The sequence below is a fragment of the Dactylosporangium sp. NPDC000521 genome, assembly GCF_042898305.1.
Lineage (GTDB): Bacteria > Actinomycetota > Actinomycetes > Mycobacteriales > Micromonosporaceae > Dactylosporangium.
Map to the genome: position 1 here is coordinate 862,951 of NZ_JBIAYW010000002.1, position 21,040 is coordinate 883,990.

The 21,040-nt window shown below is 71.2% G+C and carries 16 protein-coding genes; 14 read left to right on the top strand and 2 right to left on the bottom strand.

What is annotated here, in order from left to right; genetic code table 11:
• Positions 1–480: 480 nt before the first annotated feature.
• The 8 genes from ACFY3L_RS09665 (at position 481) to ACFY3L_RS09700 (ending at position 11,093) form a co-directional block, all read left to right on the top strand.
• The gene (locus tag ACFY3L_RS09665) at positions 481–1,725 is read left to right on the top strand and encodes an extracellular solute-binding protein (protein WP_360558287.1); all 1,245 of its coding nucleotides are present in this window, start codon (positions 481–483) and stop codon (positions 1,723–1,725) included.
• A gap of 88 nt (positions 1,726–1,813) precedes the next feature.
• The gene (locus tag ACFY3L_RS09670) at positions 1,814–2,800 is read left to right on the top strand and encodes a sugar ABC transporter permease (RefSeq protein ID WP_363405696.1); all 987 of its coding nucleotides are present in this window, start codon (positions 1,814–1,816) and stop codon (positions 2,798–2,800) included.
• Between the two features lie 62 nt (positions 2,801–2,862).
• Positions 2,863–3,708, top strand: coding sequence for a carbohydrate ABC transporter permease (locus tag ACFY3L_RS09675; protein WP_389321171.1), 846 nt, complete (start codon positions 2,863–2,865; stop codon positions 3,706–3,708).
• Entirely contained in the window at positions 3,705–5,108 is a 1,404-nt protein-coding gene (locus tag ACFY3L_RS09680; RefSeq protein ID WP_389320774.1) for a GH1 family beta-glucosidase, read from the top strand. The genes ACFY3L_RS09675 and ACFY3L_RS09680 overlap by 4 nt, the downstream gene beginning before the upstream one ends.
• Entirely contained in the window at positions 5,029–6,141 is a 1,113-nt protein-coding gene (locus tag ACFY3L_RS09685) for a LacI family DNA-binding transcriptional regulator (protein ID WP_389320777.1), read from the top strand. Before ACFY3L_RS09680 ends, ACFY3L_RS09685 begins: the two co-directional genes overlap by 80 nt.
• 38 nt (positions 6,142–6,179) lie before the next feature.
• Entirely contained in the window at positions 6,180–8,615 is a 2,436-nt protein-coding gene (locus ACFY3L_RS09690) for a GH36-type glycosyl hydrolase domain-containing protein (RefSeq protein ID WP_389320780.1), read from the top strand.
• 81 nt (positions 8,616–8,696) lie between these two features.
• Entirely contained in the window at positions 8,697–9,755 is a 1,059-nt protein-coding gene (locus ACFY3L_RS09695) for a LacI family DNA-binding transcriptional regulator (RefSeq protein ID WP_389320783.1), read from the top strand.
• 918 nt (positions 9,756–10,673) lie between these two features.
• Positions 10,674–11,093, top strand: a complete 420-nt coding sequence (locus tag ACFY3L_RS09700; protein WP_389320785.1) for a hypothetical protein — start codon at positions 10,674–10,676, stop codon at positions 11,091–11,093.
• A 130-nt stretch (positions 11,094–11,223) separates the two neighbouring features.
• Here the strand turns inward: ACFY3L_RS09700 and ACFY3L_RS09705 are convergent, their stop codons facing one another.
• Positions 11,224–12,435, bottom strand: coding sequence for an acyl-CoA dehydrogenase family protein (locus ACFY3L_RS09705; protein WP_389320788.1), 1,212 nt, complete (start codon positions 12,433–12,435; stop codon positions 11,224–11,226).
• Positions 12,435–13,460, bottom strand: coding sequence for a phosphotransferase family protein (locus tag ACFY3L_RS09710; RefSeq protein ID WP_389320791.1), 1,026 nt, complete (start codon positions 13,458–13,460; stop codon positions 12,435–12,437). The genes ACFY3L_RS09705 and ACFY3L_RS09710 overlap by 1 nt, the downstream gene beginning before the upstream one ends.
• Positions 13,461–13,714: 254 nt before the next feature.
• Here ACFY3L_RS09710 and ACFY3L_RS09715 point away from each other — a divergent pair, with 254 nt between their 5' ends.
• From ACFY3L_RS09715 to cydC, 6 genes are all read left to right on the top strand, one after another.
• Positions 13,715–14,488 carry an amino acid-binding protein gene (locus ACFY3L_RS09715; RefSeq protein WP_389320794.1) on the top strand — a complete coding sequence of 258 codons (774 nt, stop codon included), beginning with the start codon at positions 13,715–13,717 and terminating at the stop codon, positions 14,486–14,488.
• A gap of 1 nt (position 14,489) precedes the next feature.
• Positions 14,490–15,026: an ACT domain-containing protein gene (locus ACFY3L_RS09720; protein ID WP_389320796.1), complete on the top strand. Its 537-nt coding sequence runs from the start codon at positions 14,490–14,492 to the stop codon at positions 15,024–15,026.
• Between the two features lie 108 nt (positions 15,027–15,134).
• Positions 15,135–16,385 (top strand): cytochrome ubiquinol oxidase subunit I, encoded by a 1,251-nt coding sequence (locus ACFY3L_RS09725; protein WP_389320799.1) that lies wholly within the window; start codon positions 15,135–15,137, stop codon positions 16,383–16,385.
• The gene (locus ACFY3L_RS09730) at positions 16,382–17,341 is read left to right on the top strand and encodes a cytochrome d ubiquinol oxidase subunit II (RefSeq protein ID WP_389320802.1); all 960 of its coding nucleotides are present in this window, start codon (positions 16,382–16,384) and stop codon (positions 17,339–17,341) included. The genes ACFY3L_RS09725 and ACFY3L_RS09730 overlap by 4 nt, the downstream gene beginning before the upstream one ends.
• A 16-nt stretch (positions 17,342–17,357) precedes the next feature.
• Positions 17,358–19,229 carry a thiol reductant ABC exporter subunit CydD gene (cydD, locus tag ACFY3L_RS09735; protein ID WP_389320805.1) on the top strand — a complete coding sequence of 624 codons (1,872 nt, stop codon included), beginning with the start codon at positions 17,358–17,360 and terminating at the stop codon, positions 19,227–19,229.
• Positions 19,226–20,797, top strand: coding sequence for a thiol reductant ABC exporter subunit CydC (gene cydC / locus ACFY3L_RS09740; protein WP_389320808.1), 1,572 nt, complete (start codon positions 19,226–19,228; stop codon positions 20,795–20,797). Before cydD ends, cydC begins: the two co-directional genes overlap by 4 nt.
• Positions 20,798–21,040 lie beyond the last annotated feature (243 nt).

Genomic DNA, 21,040 nt, shown 5'->3' on the forward strand with positions numbered 1-21,040 from the left:
CCCGACGACCATCGATCGATAGCATCGATCCGTGGCTCTTTCATGGAACTGCCATGCGGCGACTCCCGTCAATGAATGGCGTCGGCGCGCCCGGATTGATCCCCGTCGCTGAAATTGCCGCTTCGGAAGCCGCCATGTCGCGGTAAAGGCGGACAAAACCACCGCCTGAAATCTTGCGGTAACGAAATGGGAACGCTCCCACTGCCCCATTGACACCTGGCGGACGAGGCGCCAGTCTCATGGGAGCGCTCCCGTGGCTGTGGCCGGTGACACACCCCACGGCCACGGGGCCACTCAAATGCTCGGCCCGCCATACCCGCGACACCCGAACGACGGACTTCACACCCGGGTCCGCCGTCGATGCATCACACCCCCACCACACACCCATCACGACCTGAGAGAGGGGTCAGGATGAGCGTCACCTCACGCCGTCTGCGTTCGATCGCCGCGGCCGCGCTCACCGTGGGTCTTACCCTCGGTATGACCACCGCATGCAGCGCCAAGAAGGACGACGAGCCCAGCGCCGACGGCACGGGCCCGGTCACCATCTCGCTGTCCTACTTCGGCACGCCCGGCTTCAACCAGGCGGTCAAGGACTTCGAGGCCGCCAACCCGAACATCAAGGTCGACGTGAAGAACGAAGGCCAGACCAAGGACTTCGCTCCGAAGCTCGCCCAGTGGATCTCCGCCGGCAGTGGCGCGAGTGACGTGGTCATGCTCGAAGAGGGCATGCTGCTGCAGTACCTGAAGGACAACAAGGGCTTCGCCAACCTGCTGGACCTGGGTGCGGCGTCGCTGGAGAAGGACTACCTGTCCTTCAAGTGGAAGAACGCCTTCACCGCGGACGGCAAGAAGCTCGTCGGTCTCGGCACCGACGTCGGCCCGCTCGCCATGTGCTACCGCACCGACCTCTTCCAGAAGGCCGGCCTGCCGGTTGACCGCGACGCGGTCAGCAAGCTGTGGCCGACCTGGCAGGAGTACGTCAAGCAGGGCGAGATCTTCAAGTCGAAGAACACCGGCGCCGCCTGGACCGACTCGGCGACGAGCGTCATGCAGCCGTACATCATGCAGAACGCCGACAGCTGGTTCTACGACAAGAGCGACAAGTACATCGGTGACACCAACAAGGCCGTCAAGGACGCCTACGACCTGGGCATGGACATGGCCGCCAAGGGCCTGACCGCCAAGCTCGCCCGCTGGCAGGCGGACTGGGACGCCGCGTTCAAGAACGCCGCGTTCGCGACCGTTCCGTGCCCGCCGTGGTACACGGGTGTCATCAAAGAGCGCGCCGGCGACGCCGGCAAGAACAAGTGGGACATCGCGACCATCCCCGGTAAGGGTGGCAACTGGGGCGGCTCCTACCTCGCGGTCCCGGAGCAGAGCAAGCACAAGAAGCAGGCCTTCGAGCTGATCAAGTTCATCACCGGCAAGCAGGGTGGCCTGGACGCGTTCGCCGAGGCGGGCCCGCTGCCCTCGTCGATCGCCGCGCTGGACGACCCGAAGATCACCGAGGCGAAGAACGACTACTTCAACAACGCGCCCGTCGGCAAGATCTACGCCGCCGCCGCGAAGGAGCTCAAGCCGATCTACCTCGGCCCGAAGCACCAGGCGCTGTGGGAGAACGGGTTCGAGCCGGCCATGCAGGCCGCCGAGCAGGGCAAGCTGAGCGCCCAGGCGGGCTGGGACAAGGCCATCAAGGACAGCAAGGCACTCGCCGAAGGCTGATCCGCAACGTTGACGGCGGAGGCGGCGTCGAACCTGACGCCGCCTCCGTCCTCCACATAGCCCGTTGATCGGAAGGGATCCACCCCCCATGGCTACCAACGTCGGCGAGGTCACCGGGCCTCGCCACGGGCGCGCCCCCGCCGGGCCACCGAAACCAGCGTCGCGGCGCTCCGTGCGGGTCGGGCGGCTCGACCTGCGACTCTCGCCGTATCTGTTCGTCGCGCCGTTCTTCGTGCTGTTCGCGGTGTTCGGCGCGTACCCGCTGGTCTACACGGCCATCCTGTCGACCCGGAAGAACACCCTGACGGGTGGCGACGCGGGCTTCGTCGGGCTCGAGAACTACCGCAAGGTCCTCTGGGACGAGCACTTCTGGATCGTCATCTTCAACACGTTCGGCCTGTTCATCGTCGCGACCGTGCCGCAGCTCATCTTCGCGCTGCTCATCGCGAGCTGGCTCAACAAGAAGATGCGGGCCCGCACCGCGATCCGCATGGGTGTCCTCATCCCCAACATCACCTCGGTCGCCGCCGTCGGCATCGTCTTCGGCCTGATCTTCGCCGACCGGTACGGCCTGGCGAACTGGCTGCTGCAGAGCCTGCACCTGGACCCCGTCGAGTGGCGCAACCACCGCTGGTCGTCGTGGACCGCGATCGCGTTCATGGTCGACTGGCGCTGGACCGGCTACAACGCCCTCATCTACCTGGCGGCGATGCAGGCGATCCCGAAGGAGCTGTACGAGTCGGCGTCGCTGGACGGCGCGTCCGCGGCCCGCCGGTTCTGGCGGATCACCGTGCCGCTCATCCAGCCGACGATCCTCTTCACCGTGATCATCTCGACGATCGGCGGCATGCAGCTGTTCACCGAGCCGCTGCTGTTCAACTACGGCCGCATCCAGGGTGGCTCGCTCAACGAGTTCCAGACCGTCGCGATGTACATCTACGAGACCACGTTCACGAACAACTACAACGTGGGCCGCGGCGCCGCGATCTCCTGGCTGCTGTTCGTGATCATCCTGATCTTCGCACTGATCAACTTCGCTCTGGTGCGCCGATCCGTCAAGGGGCAGACCTCATGAGCACGACCATGACAAGGCCTCGGAGCGTGCCGGGCACGCCACCACCGGGGAAGAAGGGCAAGATCCGCAGCGCCTCGTCCGCGCTGTGGGACGCGAGCCCGCTGACGTACCTCGCGCTGATCATCACGATCGTGCTGTCGGTCTTCCCGATCCTGTGGTCCTTCATCGTGGCCTCGCGGGACAACAGCGCGGTCACCGACATCCCGCCGCCGCTCACGCCCGGCCCGAACTTCTTCGACAACGCATCGCGCGTGCTGGAGAACACCGACGCCAACTTCGTCTACGGCCTGATCAACTCGGCGATCGTGTCGTCGTGCGTGACCATCTCGGTGGTGTTCTTCTCCACGCTCGCCGGCTTCGCCTTCGCGAAGCTCAAGTTCCGCGGGAAGAACGCCCTGCTGCTGATCATCATCCTCACGATGATGATCCCGACCCAGGTCAACATCATCCCGCTGTACCTGCTGATGGTGAAGTTCGACTGGACGAACACCCTGCAGGCGGTCATCGTGCCGTTCCTCGTCAAGGGCTTCGGCGTGTTCATGATCCGGCAGTACGCGGAGTCCGCGATCAGCGACGAGCTCATCGAGGCCGCCCGCGTCGACGGCGCCTCGACGTGGCGGACCTACTGGAGCGTCGTGCTGCCCGCGCTGCGCCCGGCGGCGGCGGTGCTGGGTCTGCTCACGTTCATGGAGACCTGGAACGACTTCCTCTGGCCCTATGTCGTGCTCAACGGCGACACCCCGACCGTGCAAGTTTCACTGAACATCCTCGCGACCGGTTACTACAAGACCGACTACGTGCAAGTCTTTACCGGGACAGCTCTTGCGATCGTGCCGCTGCTCCTGGTGTTCATCGCATTCGGCCGTCAGATCATCGGCGGCATCATGGAAGGTTCGGTCAAGGCGTGACCAGCATCGACCCGCTGACGTTCCCACCCGGTTTCGTGTGGGGTGCGGCGACCGCGTCGTACCAGATCGAGGGGGCCGTCCAGGAGGACGGCCGCACCCCCTCGATCTGGGACACGTTCAGCCACACCCCGGGCAAGACGCTGGGCGGGGACACCGGCGACGTGGCCTGCGATCATTACCACCGCTTCCGCGAGGACGTGGGGCTGATGAAGGACCTGGGCATCAACGCCTACCGGTTCTCCATCGCGTGGCCGCGCGTCCAGCCGGGCGGGTCGGGGCCGGCCAACGCCAAGGGCCTGGACTTCTACCGGCGGCTCGTCGACGAGCTGCTGGCGCACGACATCACCCCCTGGGTGACGCTGTACCACTGGGATCTGCCCCAGGAGCTGGAAGACGCGGGCGGCTGGCCCGCCCGCGACACCGCGGCCCGGTTCGCCGACTACGCCACGCTCGTGCACGGCGCGCTCGGCGACCGGGTCCGCCACTGGACGACCTTCAACGAGCCCTGGTGCTCGGCGTTCCTCGGCTACGCGTCCGGCGTCCACGCGCCGGGCCGCCAGCACGCGCCCGACGCCCTGGCCGCCATGCACCACCTGCTCCTCGGCCACGGCCGGGCGATCGAGTCGATCCGCGCCGTGGACCCCACCGCTCAGCTCGGCATCACGCTCAACCTGTACGCGATCTCCGCGGCCGACGAGACGAAGGCCGGGGACCTCGACGCCGCCCGGCGCATCGACGGGCTCGCCAACCGGATCTTCCTCGACCCGGTGCTGCTCGGCTCGTACCCCGCCGACGTCGTCGCGGATCTCGCGCAGATCAGCGACTTCGGCTTCGTCCGCGACGGCGACCTCAAGCAGATCGCGCAGCCGCTGGACCTGCTGGGCATCAACTACTACAGCCGGCACGTGGTGGCCGGCGAGGACCCCGACGTCCCCGCCGAGCCCTACTGGCGGGCACCGACGTCGTGGCCCGGCAGCGAGACCGTCCGGTTCCTCAAGCGGCCCGGCGTCCCCGTCACCGACATGGGCTGGGAGGTCGACGCCCCGGGCCTCACCGAGACGCTGACCCGCGTCGCCCGTGACTACCCGGCGGTCCCGCTGTACATCACGGAGAACGGTGCCGCGTACATCGACACCGTCACCGACGAGGGTACGGTGGAGGATAGCGACCGGGTCGCCTACTTCGACGCGCACTTCCGGGCCTGCCACGACGCGATCACGGCCGGCGCACCGCTGAGCGGCTACTTCGCCTGGTCGCTGCTGGACAACTTCGAGTGGGCGTGGGGTTACACCAAGCGGTTCGGCATGATCCGGGTCGACTATGACACACAGCAGCGCACGGTCAAGGCCAGCGGCCACCGGTTCCGCGAGGTCATCAAGCACAACGGCCTCGGCGAGTAACGTGCGCCGCCCGACGCTGGACGAGGTGGCCGCGCGCGCCGGCGTCGGGCGCGGCACGGTCTCCCGGGTGATCAACGGCTCGCCGCAGGTCAGCCCGGAGGCCCGCGCCGCCGTCGCCCGCGCCGTCGAAGAGCTCGGATACGTGCCCAACCGGGCCGCCCGGGCCCTCGTCACCCGCCGCACCGACTCGGTCGCCCTCGTGGTGTCCGAGTCGGAGGAGCGGGTCTTCGGCGAGCCGTTCTTCGCCGGCATCGTCCGCGGCGTCAGCAACGTCCTGGCCGACACGTCCCTGCAGCTGTGGCTCGCGATGGCGCAGTCGCCGTCGCAGCGGCTCATGGTCGAGCGGCACCTGTCCGACCAGCACGTGGACGGCGTGCTGCTGCTCTCGCTGCACGACGACGACCCGCTCCCGGCCCTGCTCGGCAAGCGGGGGCTGCCGACCGTCCTCGGTGGGCGGCCGGCGCACATGCTCGAGATCGAGCAGGCGGGCGGGGGCGACAACGAGGTCGCCTACGTCGACAACGACAACGAGGGCGGCGCTCGCACCGCCGTCGAGCACCTCATCGGCCTCGGTCGCCACTGCATCGCGGTGATCGCCGGCCCGCAGGACATGGCGGTGGGCATCGCCCGCCTCCGTGGCTACCGGGAGGCGCTGCGCCTGGCGTCCCTCCCGCACGATCAGCGACTCATCGCGTACGGCGACTTCAGCGAGGCGAGCGGGGCCGACGCGATGCACCGCCTCATCCATCTCAACCCCGGTCTCGACGCCGTCTTCGCCGCCTCCGACCTGATGGCCGCCGGCGCCATCCGCGCCCTGCGTGAGCTGGGCCGCCGGGTGCCCGCCGACGTGGCCGTGGTCGGGTTCGAGGACTCCGCCGTGGCCCGGCAGACCCAGCCGCCGCTCACCACGGTGCACCAGTCGGTGGAGGGCATGGGGCGCGAGATGGCCAGGCTCCTGCTGGCCCGCATCGCCGGCGGGCCGGCCCACTCGACTGTGCTCGACACGCACCTCGTGGTCCGCGAGTCCGCCTGAAGCAGCGCAGTCTCTATCCCCCCAGCAGGAGGCACACCGTGCGCTTCGGCCACTTCGACGACGAACGCCGCGAGTACGTCATCGACCGACCAGACACCCCGCTGCCCTGGATCAACTACCTCGGCACCGAGGCGTACTTCGGCATCATCTCCAACACCGCCGGCGGCTACTCGTTCTACCGCGACGCCCGGCTGCGCCGGCTGACCCGCTACCGGTACAACAACGCGCCGATGGACCTCGGCGGCCGGTACATCTACCTGCGCGACGAGGACTCCTTCTGGTCGCCCACGTGGCAGCCGACGCAGACCGAGCTCGACGACTACGAGTGCCGGCACGGGCTGTCCTACACGCGCGTCGCCTCCCGGTACCGCGGGATCAAGGCCGAAACGCTCTACTTCGTGCCGCTGGGGGAGACCCTCGAGGTGTGGCGGCTCAAGGTCACCAATGAGCGCGACACGGCCGTGTCGCTGTCGGCGTTCTCGTCGATCGAGTTCTGCCTGTGGGACGCGCAGGACGACGCCACCAACTACCAGCGCAACTTCAACACCGGCCAGGTCGAGGTCGTCGACGGCGTCATCTACCACAAGACGGAGTACCGGGAGCGCCGCGACCACTTCGCCTACTTCGCGTGCAGCGAGCCGCTCGCCGGCTTCGACACCGCGCGGGAGGCGTTCCTCGGCCCCTACCGCTCCTGGGACCGGCCCCTCGTCGTCGAGCGCGGCGAGTCCGGCGACTCGATCGCCCACGGCTGGCAGCCGCACGGGTCGCACCACGTGAAGCTCACCCTCGAGCCGGGGGAGACCCGCGAGATCGGGTTCGTCCTCGGGTACTGGGAGAACCCCCGCGACGCGAAGTTCGACCCGCCCGGCTCGCAGACCATCAACAAGGCCGGCGCGCAGGCCAAGATCTCCGAATGGCTCAGCCAGGAGACCGTCGACGCGGGCTTCGCCGCGCTCGCCGCGCGCTGGGAGGAGCTGCTCGGCGGGCTGCAGGTGCAGACCCCGGACGCCGACACCGACCGCATGGTGAACATCTGGAACGCGTACCAGAACATGGTCACGTTCAACATGAGCCGGTCGACCTCGCTGTACGAGTCGGGGATCGGCCGCGGGATGGGCTTCCGCGACTCGAACCAGGACCTGCTCGGCTTCGTCCACATGATCCCGGAGCGGGCCCGCGAGCGGATCCTCGACATCGCCGCGACCCAGCTGCCGACCGGTGGCGCGTACCACCAGTACCAGCCGCTGACGAAGCGCGGGAACAACGACATCGGGTCCGGCTTCAACGACGACCCGCTGTGGCTCATCCTCGGCGTCTCGGCGTACATCAAGGAGAGCGGCGACTGGGGCATCCTGTCCGAGCCGGTGCCCTTCGACAACGCGCCCGGCAGCGAGCAGACCCTGTACCAGCACCTTCAGTTGTCGTTGCGGTACACCACCGAACGCCTCGGGCCGCACGGCCTCCCGCTGATCGGCCGGGCCGACTGGAACGACTGCCTCAACCTCAACTGCTTCTCCGACACGCCTGGCGAGCCGTTCCAGACCACGGAGAACGCCACCGGCGGCGTGGCGGAGTCGGTGTTCATCGCCGGCCAGTTTGTCCTCGCCGCCCGGGAGCTCGCCGGGCTGGCCCCGTCGCAGGGCGACGACCCGGCGGCGTACCTGACCGTCGCGGAGAAGATGACCGGCTCGATCGCCGAGCACGGCTGGGACGGTGCGTGGTTCCGCCGCGCGTACGACTTCCACGGCAACGTCATCGGCTCCGCCTCCAACGACGAGGGGCAGATCTTCATCGAGCCGCAGGGCATGTGCATCATGGGCGGCGTCGGCCTGGACGACGGCACCGCCGTGCGCGCCCTGGCCAGCGTCCGTGAGCGGCTCGCCACCCCGCACGGCATCGTGCTGCAGCAGCCGGCGTACTCGTCGTACCGCATCGAGCTCGGCGAGATCTCCTCGTACCCGCCGGGCTACAAGGAGAACGGCGGGATCTTCTGCCACACGAACCCGTGGCTCATGGTCGCCGAGACGATGGTCGGCAACGGCGACGGCGCGTTCGACTACTACAAGCGGATCAACCCGTCGGCCCGCGAGGAGCTCGGCGACCTGCACCGCTGCGAGCCGTACGTCTACGCGCAGATGATCGCCGGTCGTGACGCGCCCACCCACGGCGAGGCGAAGAACTCCTGGCTGACCGGGACCGCCGCGTGGAACTACGCGGCCGTGACGCAGTGGATCCTGGGCATCCGGCCGGAGCTGTCCGGCCTCCGGATCGCGCCGGTCATCCCCTCCTCCTGGTCGGGTTTCTCGGCGGTACGAAGGTTCCGTGGTGCCACGTATCACATCACCGTCCACAAGGAGCCCGGCGTCTCGGCGACCTCGTGCTCGCTCGTCGTCGACGGCACGCCCGTCGAGGGCGGCGTCCTGCCGGTCGCCCCGGCAGGCAGCTCGGTGCAGGTCGAGGCGCATTTGTCGTAGATCGTTTGGGTTTGCCGCCGCGGTGTCGTGATTCTGGGGCACCGCGGCTGCAAGATCGCGAACGTATGCGCACAATGGGGCGTGTCCTCCACCAACAGCCGACCCCGCTCGGCGGGCCGCCCCACCCTCGACGAGGTCGCCTCGCGCGCCGGCGTGGGGCGGGGCACGGTCTCACGGGTCGTCAACGGCTCGCCGCAGGTGAGCCCGGAAGCGCGGGCGGCCGTGCAGAAGGCGATCGACGAGCTCGGTTACGTCCCCAACCGCGCCGCCCGCGCCCTCGTCACGCAGCGCACCGACTCCGTGGCGCTCGTCGTGTCGGAGTCGGAGGAGCGGGTCTTCGGCGAGCCGTTCTTCGCCGGCATCGTCCGCGGCGTCAGCTCCGCCCTCGCCGACACCTCGCTCCAGCTGTGGCTCGCCATGGCGCAGTCCCCGGCCGAGCGCCAGCGCGTCGAGCACCACCTCACCAACCAGCACGTCGACGGCGTCATGCTCCTCTCCCTGCACGACGCCGATCCGCTGCCGCAGCTGCTGGAGCAGCGTGGCCTGCCCGTCGTCCTCGGCGGCCGCCCCGCCCGGATGCTGTCCCACGGATCCTCCTCGGACACGGACGTCGCCTTCGTGGACGCCGACAACGAGGGCGGCGCGCGCCTGGCCGTCGGCCACCTCCTGGACCGCGGCCGGCGCCGGATCGCCGCGATCGCCGGCCCGCAGGACATGGCCGCCGGCGTGTCCCGCCTCGCCGGCTACCGCGAGGCCCTGGACCGCGCCGGCCTGCCCGCCGACGAGTCCCTCATCGCCTACGGCGACTTCAGCGAGGCCTCCGGCGAGGTGGCCGTCCGTGAGCTACTCGCCCGCGACCCCTCGGTCGACGCCGTCTTCGCCGCCTCCGACCTGATGGCCGTCGGCGCGCTGCGCGCCCTGCGCGAGCTCGGCAAGCGCGTCCCGTCGGACGTCTCGCTGGTCGGCTTCGACGACGTCGCCATCGCCCGCCAGACAGACCCGCCCCTGACCACGGTCCACCAGCCCGTCGAGGCCATGGGCCGCGAGATGGTCCGCCTGCTGCTCGCCCGCATCGCCGGCGCCGCCCCCACCGCCGTCATGGTCAAAACCCACCTGGTGGAGCGCGCCAGCACGCTGTAATTCCCCCCACCGCTGCCGCGGCGGGGCCCGGCGGGGATTCTCACCCGACCGCTGTGCTGCCGCCCCACCGCTGCGCGGCGGGTCCCGGCGGGGATTCTCACCCGCACCCCAATGCGCCGCTCCGCGGCGCACTGCCCGCGCCGAGGCGCGTGGCAGGGCCAGCGGCGCGTGCGCGCCGCATCCGGTGGTCGCCCTCCGCGCCATCTCCATGATCCGGAAGAGTTTGTGTCGTCAAAGCAGCGCAAAGTCTTCCGGATCATAAAGTCTTCCGGATCATGAGGAACACCGCCGGCGGAAGGTGAGTGGCACGAGGTCAACCCTGCGGCCGGGGCGGTATCCGCCATGATGAACGGGCCTTCGGTGAGCATGCGCATCCGCTGACCGCCCACAGCTGACCGCCCACAGCTGACCGTCCACAGCTGACCGCCCACAGGATGAGGGGATCACCCGGAGGTGTCACGGACCGCCGGAGACGCATGGCCCGACTCGGGCGGTGCGGCGCACCTCCCGGACCGCGTCACGATCTCTGTGGTGAGGCATACCGCCACTCAACCACAGAGGTACGACAGAAAACCGAGCGCTGTCGCCGGGCTCGACCCGGCGTAGATCGCCATGATCCGGAAAGTTCTGGTCGCTGGAGCAGTAACGAAGGTCATCCGGATCGTGGCCCGGTAGGGCCATGGCGACCGTGGAAGGGCGGTGTCTGTGGATCACGGGAAGTGCGGCCACGGGATGCGGCGCGCATGCGCCGCTGGCCCTGCCTTGCGTCTCGGCGCGGGCAGTGCGCCGCGGAGCGGCGCATTGGGGTACGGGTGAGAATCCCCGCCGGGCCCCGCCGCGCGAGCGGTGGGGGGGAATTACGGCCGTTTGCGGGGTGGAGGGATCGGGAAAGCGGTCAATGGAGGAGAGGTGGCTGAGATGACCGCAGAGTGGAAGAAGGGTAAGCGGCGCGCGGAGAGCGTGGCTGAGGACGCCTGGGACTACCTGGTGTCCGCGGTCGAGTCGGCGCGTTCGGTCGGTGGGTCGGTGAAGGACCGGGCGTATGACCTCGCCGATGAGGCGTCGAGCCGGTACAGCTCGGCCTCGGACCGGGTCGGGTCGGCGGCGGACGAGGCGTGGCACCGGGCGAGCCTGGCGTTCGACGCGTTGTCGGGGCGCAAGCAGCGCAAGCCGTGGGGCTGGATCGCGATCGCCGTGCTCGGTGGGATCGCGGTCGGCTGGGCGGCCGCCGCTTCGGCACCGAAGGCGATCCAGGCGGCGCAGGAGCGCTTCGAGGAAGAGGAGGACCTGCCGTCCCCCACGTACGAGGCGCCGGCGCCCTACCGCGTCGCGGAATGAGCGGACGGGCCGTCGCCGTGGAATGAGCGGACGGCCCGTCGTCTCGCGGAATGAGCGAACGGGCCGCCGTCACGAGACGAGCGAACGGGCCGCCCCTGGAGGCAGGGGGCGGCCCGTCACCGAGCGGGGCTCAGCTGTACTTGCGCAGCTCGCGCTTGGCGAGCGACGCGCGGTGCACCTCGTCGGGGCCGTCGGCCAGGCGCAGCGTCCGGGCCTGTGACCAGAGGGCGGCGAGCGGGGTGTCCTGGCTGACGCCGGCGGCGCCGTGGGCCTGGATGGCCTTGTCGACGACCCACTCGGTCATCTGCGGCACCGCGATCTTGATCGACTGGATCTCGGTGTGGGCGCCCTTGTTGCCGACGGTGTCCATCAGCCAGGCGGTCTTCAGGACCAGGAGCCGGGCCTGTTCGATGCGGACCCGGGACTCGGCGATCCAGTCACGCACCACGCCCTGCTCGGCGAGGGGGCGGCCGAACGCGATCCGCTCGCTGACCCGCTCGCACATCAGCTGCAGGGCGCGCTCCGCCATGCCGATGAGCCGCATGCAGTGGTGGATGCGGCCCGGACCGAGGCGGGCCTGCGCGATCGCGAACCCGGAGCCCTCCTCGGCGATGAGGTGGTCGGCGGGGACCCGTACATCGGCGAACTCCACCTCCGCGTGACCGCCGTGGGAGCCGTCGGTGTAGCCGAAGACGTGCATGCCGCGCTTGATGGTGACGCCCGGCGTGTCCCGCGGGACGAGGATCATGCTCTGCTGCCGGTGCCGCTCGGCGGAGGGGTCCGTCTTGCCCATCACGATGAAGACGGCGCAGTTGGGGTTCATGGCGCCGGAGGACCACCATTTGCGGCCGTTGATGACGTACGAGTCGCCGTCGCGCTCGATCCGGGTGGCGATGTTGGTCGCGTCGGACGAGGCGACGTCGGGCTCGGTCATGCAGAACGCGGACCGGATCTGGCCCTCCAGCAGGGGCTTGAGCCAGCGGTCCTGCTGCTGCGGCGAGCCGAACCCGGCGAGGACCTCCATGTTGCCGGTGTCGGGTGCGGCGCAGTTGAGCGCCTCGGGCGCCAGGTGCGGGCTGTGGCCGGTGATCTCGGCGAGCGGCGCGTACTGCAGGTTGGTGAGGCCGGCGCCGAAGCGGTCGTCGGGCAGGAACAGGTTCCACAGGCCGCGGTCGCGGGCCGACGCCTTCAGCTCCTCGATGACCGGCGGGCGGGCCCATGGGTCGTCGAGTGCGGCCAGCTCCGCCTCGAAGCGGGGCTCGGCCGGGTACACCTCCTCCTGCATGAAGTCGGTGAGCTTCTCGTGCAGCTCGGCGGTGCGCGCGTCGAAGCGGAAGTCCATCAGCTCTCTCCGTTGATCGCTGCGAGTCCCTGCGCGAGCAGGGGTGGCACCAGCGCGCCGATCTGGTCGAACCCGGCGCCGACCGTCTGGCCGCTGATGTAGCGGTAGTGGATGCCTTCGAGGACGACGGCCAGCTTGTAGCAGGCCATCGCGACGTACCAGTGCAGGTCGTCCAGCACCGCGCCGCTGGCGACGGCGTAGCGCTGGAGCAGCTCGTCGCCGGACGGGAAGCCGGCGTCGGCCCCGAGCCCTTCGGCGATCGGGTTGAAGCCGATCTTCAGGCGGTCCAGCACCGTCCAGTACGCCAGCAGCAGCCCCAGGTCGGTGAGCGGGTCGCCGACGGTGGCCATCTCCCAGTCGAGGACGGCCGCGACCTTCAGGCGGTCGGGGTCGACGATGAGGTTGTCGAGCCGGTAGTCGCCGTGCACGATCGCGGTGGTGGCGGAGACGGGGATCGTGGCGGCGAGCCGGTCCCGCAGCAGCGAGGCGTCGGGCAGGTCGCGGCTCGTCGACTGGGCCAGCTGCTTCGACCAGCGGCGGACCTGCCGCTCCAGGAAGCCCTCGGGCCGGCCGAAGTCGCCCAGGCCGACCCCGGCGGGGTCGACGCGGTGCAGCTCGGCGAGGGTGTCCATCATCGCGAACGCGACCTCGCGCCGCGCCTCCTCGCCCAGCGCGTCGGTCTGCTTGCGGCTGCGCAGGACCACCCCGGGCACCCGCGACATCAGGTAGAACGGCGCGCCGAGGACGCTGTCGTCCTCGCACAGCAGCAGCGCCTCCGGGACCGGCACGGCCGTGGGGCCGAGCGCGGAGATGATCCGGTGCTCCCGGGACATGTCGTGCGCGGTGGCGAGGACGTGCCCGAGCGGCGGGCGGCGCAGCACGAACACCTCGTTGACGACGTAGGTCAGGTTGGACCGGCCGCCGGCGATGAGCTCGGCCTGAATGGGTCCGGTGACGAGCCCAGGAGCCTTGTCCTGGAGGTACGCTGCGAGGCGGGGAAGGTCGAGACCGGGCGGGGTGCTCATCCGGCCAGTCCAGGGGTGAGACGCGTTCTCTGTCAAGGGCCGAGCCAGGTATTTCACCGCCAAATGTCCGTTTCCCGGGCCTTTCTCGGAACCCGGAGACGTTCCGGCATCGATACGGCCGCGAAACGGTGTGGAAATCCGCCATCGGCAAGCTGTTGGCAGCACCAAAGAACGGCAGTACCGGAGAACAACAGGTGACGTACACCAACGGCGGCGTACATGTCAGCCAAGGACGAACAGGGAGGTCGACATCGATGCTGTTGCGGCTGAGAGTGGCGCTGCCTGACCGTCCCGGCTCACTCGGGCAGGTCGCCCGGACGCTGGGTGTGGTCGGCGCCGACATCGTTTCCGTCGTTGTGCTGGAACGGGTCGGTGGCCGCGCGGTGGACGACCTCACCGTGGTGTGGCCGGCTTCGGCTCACGTCGATCGTGTCCTCACCGGTCTCGCGGCGATCCCAGGCGTTCGCGTGGACGGTGTATGGCGCGGCACGGAGCTGTCGGAGCCGAGCAGTGGCCGCGAGGTCGCGCTCATCGGACAGGTGGCGGCGAACCCGCAGCACGGCCTGGCAACGGTCGTGGACGCGGCGCCGGCACTGTTCGGGGCGGACTGGGCGGTCGCGATCCTTGTCGGATCGGACTGGGCGGGCGGCGGCGCGCGAGCCCAGGCATGGTCCGACTCCTCGGTGATCTGCGCCAGCTGGCGCACTCCGGATGTCCCCCCACAGGTGGACATCGCACCACTCCGGCCTCGCGCGATCAGCGCAGCTGACGGCGTGCATCTCGCTGTCGCGCCTTTTCAGCGTGGAGGTCTGGTCCTTGTTGTCGCCCGCGGCGGGGCGGACGGCGACGCTGGAGCACCACCGTTCCACGGTTCCGAGGTGGAGCGGCTGGCGCAGTTGGTCGGTGCAACCGCGGCTGTGCTGGGGGATCGGCTGGCGGGGCCCGGCTTGGCGGAGCTGGGTAAGGCGGGAGGCGCCGGGCTCGGCGCCCCCGCGCCCGCCGGCGCAACCATCCCCAAGGTGGCGTGAGATGACCCTCTGGCGCATCCGCGCGACGGTCGACGACCGTCCCGGTTTCCTGTCCGTACTGACCGCGAGTCTCGCCCTGCGCAAGGTCAACATCCTGTCGGTCCAGGTGCACACCACCGAGTCCGGCGCCGTCGACGACTTCCTCGTGGAGGCGCCCGACGAGCTGACCGTCGCCGACCTCGCCGAGGCGGTGCGGCGTGGCCGTGGCCGCGACGCGTGGATCGCCCAGGCCGACGTGCGGGGCCTCATCGACGAGCCAACCCGGGTCCTCGCCCTGGCGGGGAAGGTCCTGGACGGCTCGGCGACCCTGGAGGAGGCGCTCGCGTCGCTGCTCGGCGACTGCGACATCTCCTGGCGGGCGGACACGTCCACGGGCGCCGAGGGCTACACGGCGACCGGTATGCAACTGCAGGACCCGGCCGGCGGCACCCTGTACGTCCGCCGTCTCGCGCCGGCGTTCACCCCTGCCGAGTACGCCCGGGCGCACGCGCTCGTCGCCCTGGCCCACGTCGCGGGGAAGCGCAACACGGCAGCCTGAGACGTTCCTCAGCAGCGCTCGTCCTTGGCGGAGGACGGGCGCTGCTTTTTTGTGTACCTACATGTAGTCTGCCGATATGTTGGTCGGGTACATGTCGGGGGGCAACCTATGAATGCGCTGGACGCCGCGCGGTGGCAGTTCGCCGTGACGGCCTCGCTGCACTTCCTGTTCGTCGCGCTCACGCTCGGTCTGGTGTTCTTCGTGGCGTCGGTGCAGACCCGCTACGTGCGCACCGGCGAGGAGGTGTACGGGCGGATGGCCCGCTTCTGGGGCTCGCTGTACGCGATCAACTACGCGGTCGGCATCGCCACGGGGCTCGTCATGGAGTTCGAGATCGGGCTGAACTGGAGCGGCCTCGACCGGATCACCGGCGACGTGTTCGGCGCGCCCCTGGCGCTGGAGACCCTGATCGCGTTCGTGCTCGAGTCGACGCTGCTCGGCATGTGGCTCTTCGGCTGGGGCAAGCTGAACAAGAAGCTGCACCTCGCGCTGATCTGGGGCGTCGCCGCGACCGCGCTGCTGTCCGCGTTCTGGGTCATGGTCGCCAACTCGTTCCTGCAGCACCCCGTCGGCTACGCGCTCGACGCGGACGGCACCGTCCGGCTCGCCGACTTCGGCGCGCTGCTCACCAACAGCGCCCTGTGGTTCGCGCTCGGCCACACGGTCTCGGCCGCCATGCTGACCGGCGGCATCTTCGTCGCCAGCGTCAGCGCCTGGCACGTGCGCCGCCGCCGCGCCGACGGCGACGGCTTCTTCCGCACGTCGCTGCGCAACGGCCTGCGCTCCGCACTGGTCGGCACGTTCTTCACCATCGGCTTCGGCTACGCCCAGTTCGGCCCGCTCGATGAGAACCAGCCGACGAAGCTCGCCGGCGGTGACGACGCCGCCGCCCAGCAGGCCGCGATGGTCGCGAAGCACGGGCCCGGCGACTACCTCCCCGGCAGCATCGTCGGCACGTCCCTCGGCGTCATGATCATGGTGGCCAACCTGCTGTTCCTGATCCTCCTCGTGGCGCAGCTGCTCACCTTCCGCGACATCCTCATCACCCGCCGCTGGGCCCGCCCGATGCTGTGGGTGCTCACCGCCCTCATCCCGGTGCCGTTCCTGACCGTGATCGCCGGCTGGATCGTGCGCGAGGAGGGCCGTCAGCCGTGGGCCGTCTACGGGCTGCTCAAGACCGCCGACGCCGTGTCGCCGATGAGCGACCGGACGCTGACGCTGTCGACGATCGGCTTCACGGTGCTCGTCGCCGGCCTCGCCCTCACCGACTGGTGGCTGCTCGCCCGCAAGGCCAGACGCGGCCCCGGCGACGAGTTCCTGCCCGAGACCCTGCCCGCACGCGAGGAGGTGCTGGTGTGAGCACGCTGTGGTTCGCGATCCTGGGGCTGCTGTTCGCGACGTACTTCGCCCTCGGCGGGCTCGACCAGGGGGTCGCGCTGCTGCTCCCGCTGTACAAGGGCGACGACGCCAAACGGGGTGCGCTCAACGCGGTCGGGCCGATGTTCCTCGGCAACGAGGTGTGGATCGTCGGTGCCGTCGGCGTCCTCATCGCCGCGTTCCCCCGGCTGGAGGGGGAGCTGTTCGGCGCCGCGTACCCGGTGATCGTCGCCGTGGTGCTCGGCCTCATCGCCCTGAACGCCGGCGTGCAGCTGCGCGGCCGGGCGGCGCGCCGCGGCGGGTTCGACGCGCTCATCACCGGTGGCGCCCTGGTCCTCGCCGCCGGATGGGGGCTGCTGCTCGGTGTCGTGTTGCACGGTGTACCGGTGGACGCCGGCGGCCACGTGCACGGCTTCGCGCCGTTGGCGAGCCCGGCCGTGTGGCTCACCGCGCTCGTCAACGTCGCCCTGGTGATGGCCAACGGCGCCGCGTACCTCACCTGGCGCGGCCTCCGGGCGCCCTCGAGGATCGGGCCGGCCGCCGCCGTCCTCGTGGCCCTCGCCGCCGGCGCCTGGTGGCTGCAGGACCCGCCGGACATCCGCAACCCGCTCCTCGCCACCGTGCTGGTCGCTGTCGTCGTGGCCGCGCTGGTCCTCGCGGGCTCCACGAAACGCGCGGGGCGGGCGTTCGTGGCCACGCTTGTGGCGTGCGCCCTACCCGTGATCGCGGTCGCCCTGGCCAGGTACCCGGGCGTGCTAGCGTCCACGATGGACCCGGGCGCGACGGTGACCGTCGACAGCGCGGCCGCCGGTGGGGACACCCTCCGGCTGCTCGCCATCGGCGCGGCGCCGCTGCTGCCCGTGCTGGTCGCCGTGCAGATCTGCTGCTGGTGGCTGTTCAGGCGGCGGGAGAGTCAGCCCACCCCTCTCTACTGGTAGGGCGCGCAAACGTTTCATGGACAGAAGACTGCTGCGGCTCGGGCCGGTCAGGCACTATGCGACGGTGCTGGCCGGCTCGGCCGTCCTCGCCGCGATCCTGATCGTCGGCCAGGCGGTCAGTCTCGCCACGCTGCTGACGGACTTCACCACGAACGCCGCCCTGACCTGCCTCGCGTTCGTCGTGCTGCGCGGCGTGCACGGCGCCGTCGCCGGCGCGGTCGCCGGGCGTGCGACCGCCCGCGTCAAGGCACACCTGCGGGCGGAGCTGCTCGGCGCCGCCACCGCCCGCGGCCCCGGCTGGCTCGGCGGGCAGCGCGCCGGCGAGCTCGCCACCCTCGCCGGCCGCGGCGTCGACGGGCTCGACGGGTACCTCTCCTCCTACCTGCCGCAGGTGTTCCTCGCCGTCACCGTCCCGCTCGGCACGCTCGGCTGGCTCGCGGTCACCGACCTCACCTCCGCGATCGTGGTCGGCGTGACGCTGCCGCTCTTCCCGGTCTTCGGCGTGCTCGTCGGCAAGCAGACGGGCGCCCGCACCAAGCACCAGTGGCACCTGCTGCAGCGCCTCGGCGGCCACTTCCTCGACACCGTCAACGGCCTGCCGACGCTGCGCACGTTCGGCGCCGAACGCTCCCAGGTCCGCCGGGTCCGGGCCATGGCCGACGCCTACCGGGCCGCGACGATGCGGACGCTCCGGCTGGCGTTCCTGTCCGCGCTCGTGCTGGAGCTGGTCGCGACCGTCTCGGTGGCGCTCGTCGCGGTGCCCGTCGGCCTGCGGCTCCTCGACGGGAAGCTCACCCTCGCCGCGGCGCTGGTCGTGCTGCTGCTCGCCCCGGAGGCGTACCTGCCGCTGCGGGCGCTGGGCACCAAGTTCCACGCCAGCCAGGAAGGGCTCGCGGCCTCCGCCGAGATCTTCAAGGTCCTCGACGCCGCGCCGGTTCCGCCCGTACGAACGGCGCCCCGCCTTCCGGACGCGCGCTTCACGGGTCTCGCGTTCGACCGCGTGGAGGTGCGCTACGGCGACGTCGTGGCGCTGCGCGACCTCAACCTCGAGGTGGCGCCCGGCGACAGGGTCGCCCTCGTCGGCCCGAGCGGCGGCGGCAAGTCCACGCTCCTGTCGCTGGTGCTCGGCTTCGTCACGCCGGCGTCGGGCCGGGTGCTCGTCGACGGAGCCGACCTCGCGGACCTGGACCTCACCGCGTGGCGGGCCCGGCTCGCGTGGATGCCGCAGCGCCCGCACCTCTTCGCCGGCACCGTCACCGACAACATCCGCCTCGGCGCGTCTTCGGGCTTGCCGGGCACTCCGCGCCCGCCGGCCGCTGCTTCTGGTCTGTCGGACGCTTCGGATCCGCTGGCCGCCGCTGCGGGTTTGCCGGGCGTTTCGCGCCCGCTGGACGCCGCTTCCGGTTCGTCGGGCGTTTCGCGCCCGCTGGACGCTGCTTCGGGTTTGTCGGGCGTTTCGCGCGCGCTGGGCGCCGCTTCCGGTTTATCAGGCGCTTCGCGCCCGCTAAACCGGAAATATCAGCATTCGTCGGTGCTCCCTCCGGAGGTCGTCGACGCCGCCGTCGCCGCGGACGCCGACGCCTTCATCAGGGCACTTCCCCACGGGTACGACACCGACCTCGGCCGGCACGGGCTCTCCAGCGGCCAGCGGCAGCGGCTCGCCATGGCCCGGGCGTTCCTGCGGCGCGACACGGCGGACCTGCTGCTGCTCGACGAGCCGACCGCCCGCCTCGACGCGGCGAGCGAGGCGGCGGTGATCGACGCCGCTTCCCGGCTGGCGGCGGACCGCACCGCCCTGCTCGTCGCGCACCGGCCGGCGCTGCTGTCGATCGCCACCCGCGTCGTCGAGATCAAGGACGGCGTCGCGTCGGCGGTGGTGGCCGCGTGAGGCTCATCCCCGCGTCCGCGCTCGTCCGGCTGGTCTTCGCCGGGCTCCTCGGCGTGCTGACCGAGGTCGCCGGGGTCGGGCTCGTCGGCACCGCCACCTGGATGATCGTCCGGGCGGCCGAGCAGCCACCCCTGGCGGCGCTGTCGGTGGCGATCGCGGCGGTGCGTGGTTTCGCTCTGGTCAAGGGCGGTCTGCGGTACGCCGAGCGGCTCGCCGGCCATGACGCCGTCCTCCGTGTCCTGGCCGATCTGCGGGCCAGGGCCTTCGCCGCGCTCACCGCGTCCCGCGGACCGGTGTCGTCCGGCGACGTGCTGAGCCGGGTGGTGTCCGACGTCGACGGGGTGCAGGACGCCGTCCTCCGCGGGGCGCTGCCCGCCGGGGTCGCCGCCGTCGTCGGCCTCGGCGGGGTCGCGGGGCTCGCCGTCGCCGACCCCTCCGCCGGGCTGGCGCTGCTGGCCGGGCTGGTCGTCGCCGGAGTTGTACTGCCGTGGGCCGGGCACCGCCTCGCCGCCAGCCGGAGCGGGGCGATCGCCGCGGCCCGCGGCGAGCTGACGACCGCGACCGTCGACGTGATGCACGGGGTGGCGGAGCTGGCCGCGTTCGGGGCCCTTCCCGCGGCGCTCGCCGACGCCGAGGCGCGGGGCCGCCGGCTCGCCGCGCTGGAGGCCCGGTCCGCGACCGTGGCCGCGGTCGTCGGCGGGGTCGCCGCGGTCGTCCCGGCCGCGGTGGCGGTCTGGATCGGCGTGGTCGCCGGCGGTCCGTCGGCGGCGGTCCTGGCGCTCGTCGCGCTCGCCGTCGGCGAGGTCGTGGTGCCCCTGGCCGCGGCCGCCGTCCGGCAGACCGAGCTGCGCGGCGGCCTGCGCCGGGTCCGGTCCCTGCTCGCCACCGCCGTCGACGGCTCCCCTTCGGACGAGCACGGCGGGCCGCTGGCCGGCCCGGTGGACCTGGCGCTGCGGGGCGTGACCGTCCGGCACGGCGACGGCCTGCCGCCCGCTCTCGCCGACGTCGACCTCGCACTGCCGGCGGGGAGCCGGGTCGCGGTCGTCGGGGCCAGCGGGTCCGGTAAGTCGACGCTCCTCGCCGCGATCGCCGGCCGGGTGCCCCTCGCCGCCGGCACCGTCGACGGCAGGCCCGACGGGGTCGCGGCGTGGCGGGTCGCCGGCGGTGTGTTCGCAGACGCGCACGTCTTCCACGCGACGGTCCGCGACAACCTGCTGCTCGGCCGCGACGGCTTCGACGACGCGGCGCTCCGGCAGGCGCTCGTGGACGCCGGGCTGCCCGACTACGCCGACCGGCTCGACGACATCGTGGGGGAGGACGGCGGGAAGCTCTCCGGCGGCCAGCGGCAGCGCCTGCTCCTGGCGCGGGCGCTGGTGTCGGCGCCGCCCGTGCTGCTGCTGGACGAACCGACCGAGGGCCTCGACGCCGACGCGGCCGACGCCGTCCTCGACAGCGCGCTGCGGGCGGCGGGGGAGCGGACCGTGGTCGTCGTGACCCACCGCGCGGCGGAGCTCGACCGGTTCGACCGGGTCGTGCGCGTGGAGGAAGGCCGGACGAGCGCCGGCTGACGCCACTGGGCCGTGCCCGCCGGGGAGCGCGGGACGGACGCCGGCTGCCGCCGCTGGGTCGTGTACGCCGGGGCTGGCCGGGACGAGCGGTGGTTGACGCCGCTGGGCCGTGCCCGCCGGGGAGCGCGGGACGGACGCCGGTTGGCGTCGCTGGGTCGTGTACGCCGGGGCTGGCCGGGACGAGCGGTGGTTGACGCCGCTGGGCCGTGCCCGCCGGGGAGCGCGGGACGGACGCCGGTTGGC

Bases quoted from the DNA above. Each gene is read 5' to 3' on its own strand.
- ACFY3L_RS09665 (WP_360558287.1), top strand. From the start codon at position 481: ATGACCACCGCATGCAGCGCCAAGAAGGACGACGAGCCCAGCGCCGAC.
- ACFY3L_RS09670 (WP_363405696.1), top strand. From the start codon at position 1,814: ATGGCTACCAACGTCGGCGAGGTCACCGGGCCTCGCCACGGGCGCGCC.
- ACFY3L_RS09685 (WP_389320777.1), top strand. From the start codon at position 5,029: ATGACACACAGCAGCGCACGGTCAAGGCCAGCGGCCACCGGTTCCGCG.
- ACFY3L_RS09700 (WP_389320785.1), top strand. From the start codon at position 10,674: ATGACCGCAGAGTGGAAGAAGGGTAAGCGGCGCGCGGAGAGCGTGGCT.
- ACFY3L_RS09705 (WP_389320788.1), bottom strand. From the start codon at position 12,435: ATGGACTTCCGCTTCGACGCGCGCACCGCCGAGCTGCACGAGAAGCTC.
- ACFY3L_RS09710 (WP_389320791.1), bottom strand. From the start codon at position 13,460: ATGAGCACCCCGCCCGGTCTCGACCTTCCCCGCCTCGCAGCGTACCTC.
- ACFY3L_RS09715 (WP_389320794.1), top strand. From the start codon at position 13,715: ATGCTGTTGCGGCTGAGAGTGGCGCTGCCTGACCGTCCCGGCTCACTC.
- ACFY3L_RS09720 (WP_389320796.1), top strand. From the start codon at position 14,490: ATGACCCTCTGGCGCATCCGCGCGACGGTCGACGACCGTCCCGGTTTC.
- ACFY3L_RS09725 (WP_389320799.1), top strand. From the start codon at position 15,135: ATGAATGCGCTGGACGCCGCGCGGTGGCAGTTCGCCGTGACGGCCTCG.
- cydD (WP_389320805.1), top strand. From the start codon at position 17,358: ATGGACAGAAGACTGCTGCGGCTCGGGCCGGTCAGGCACTATGCGACG.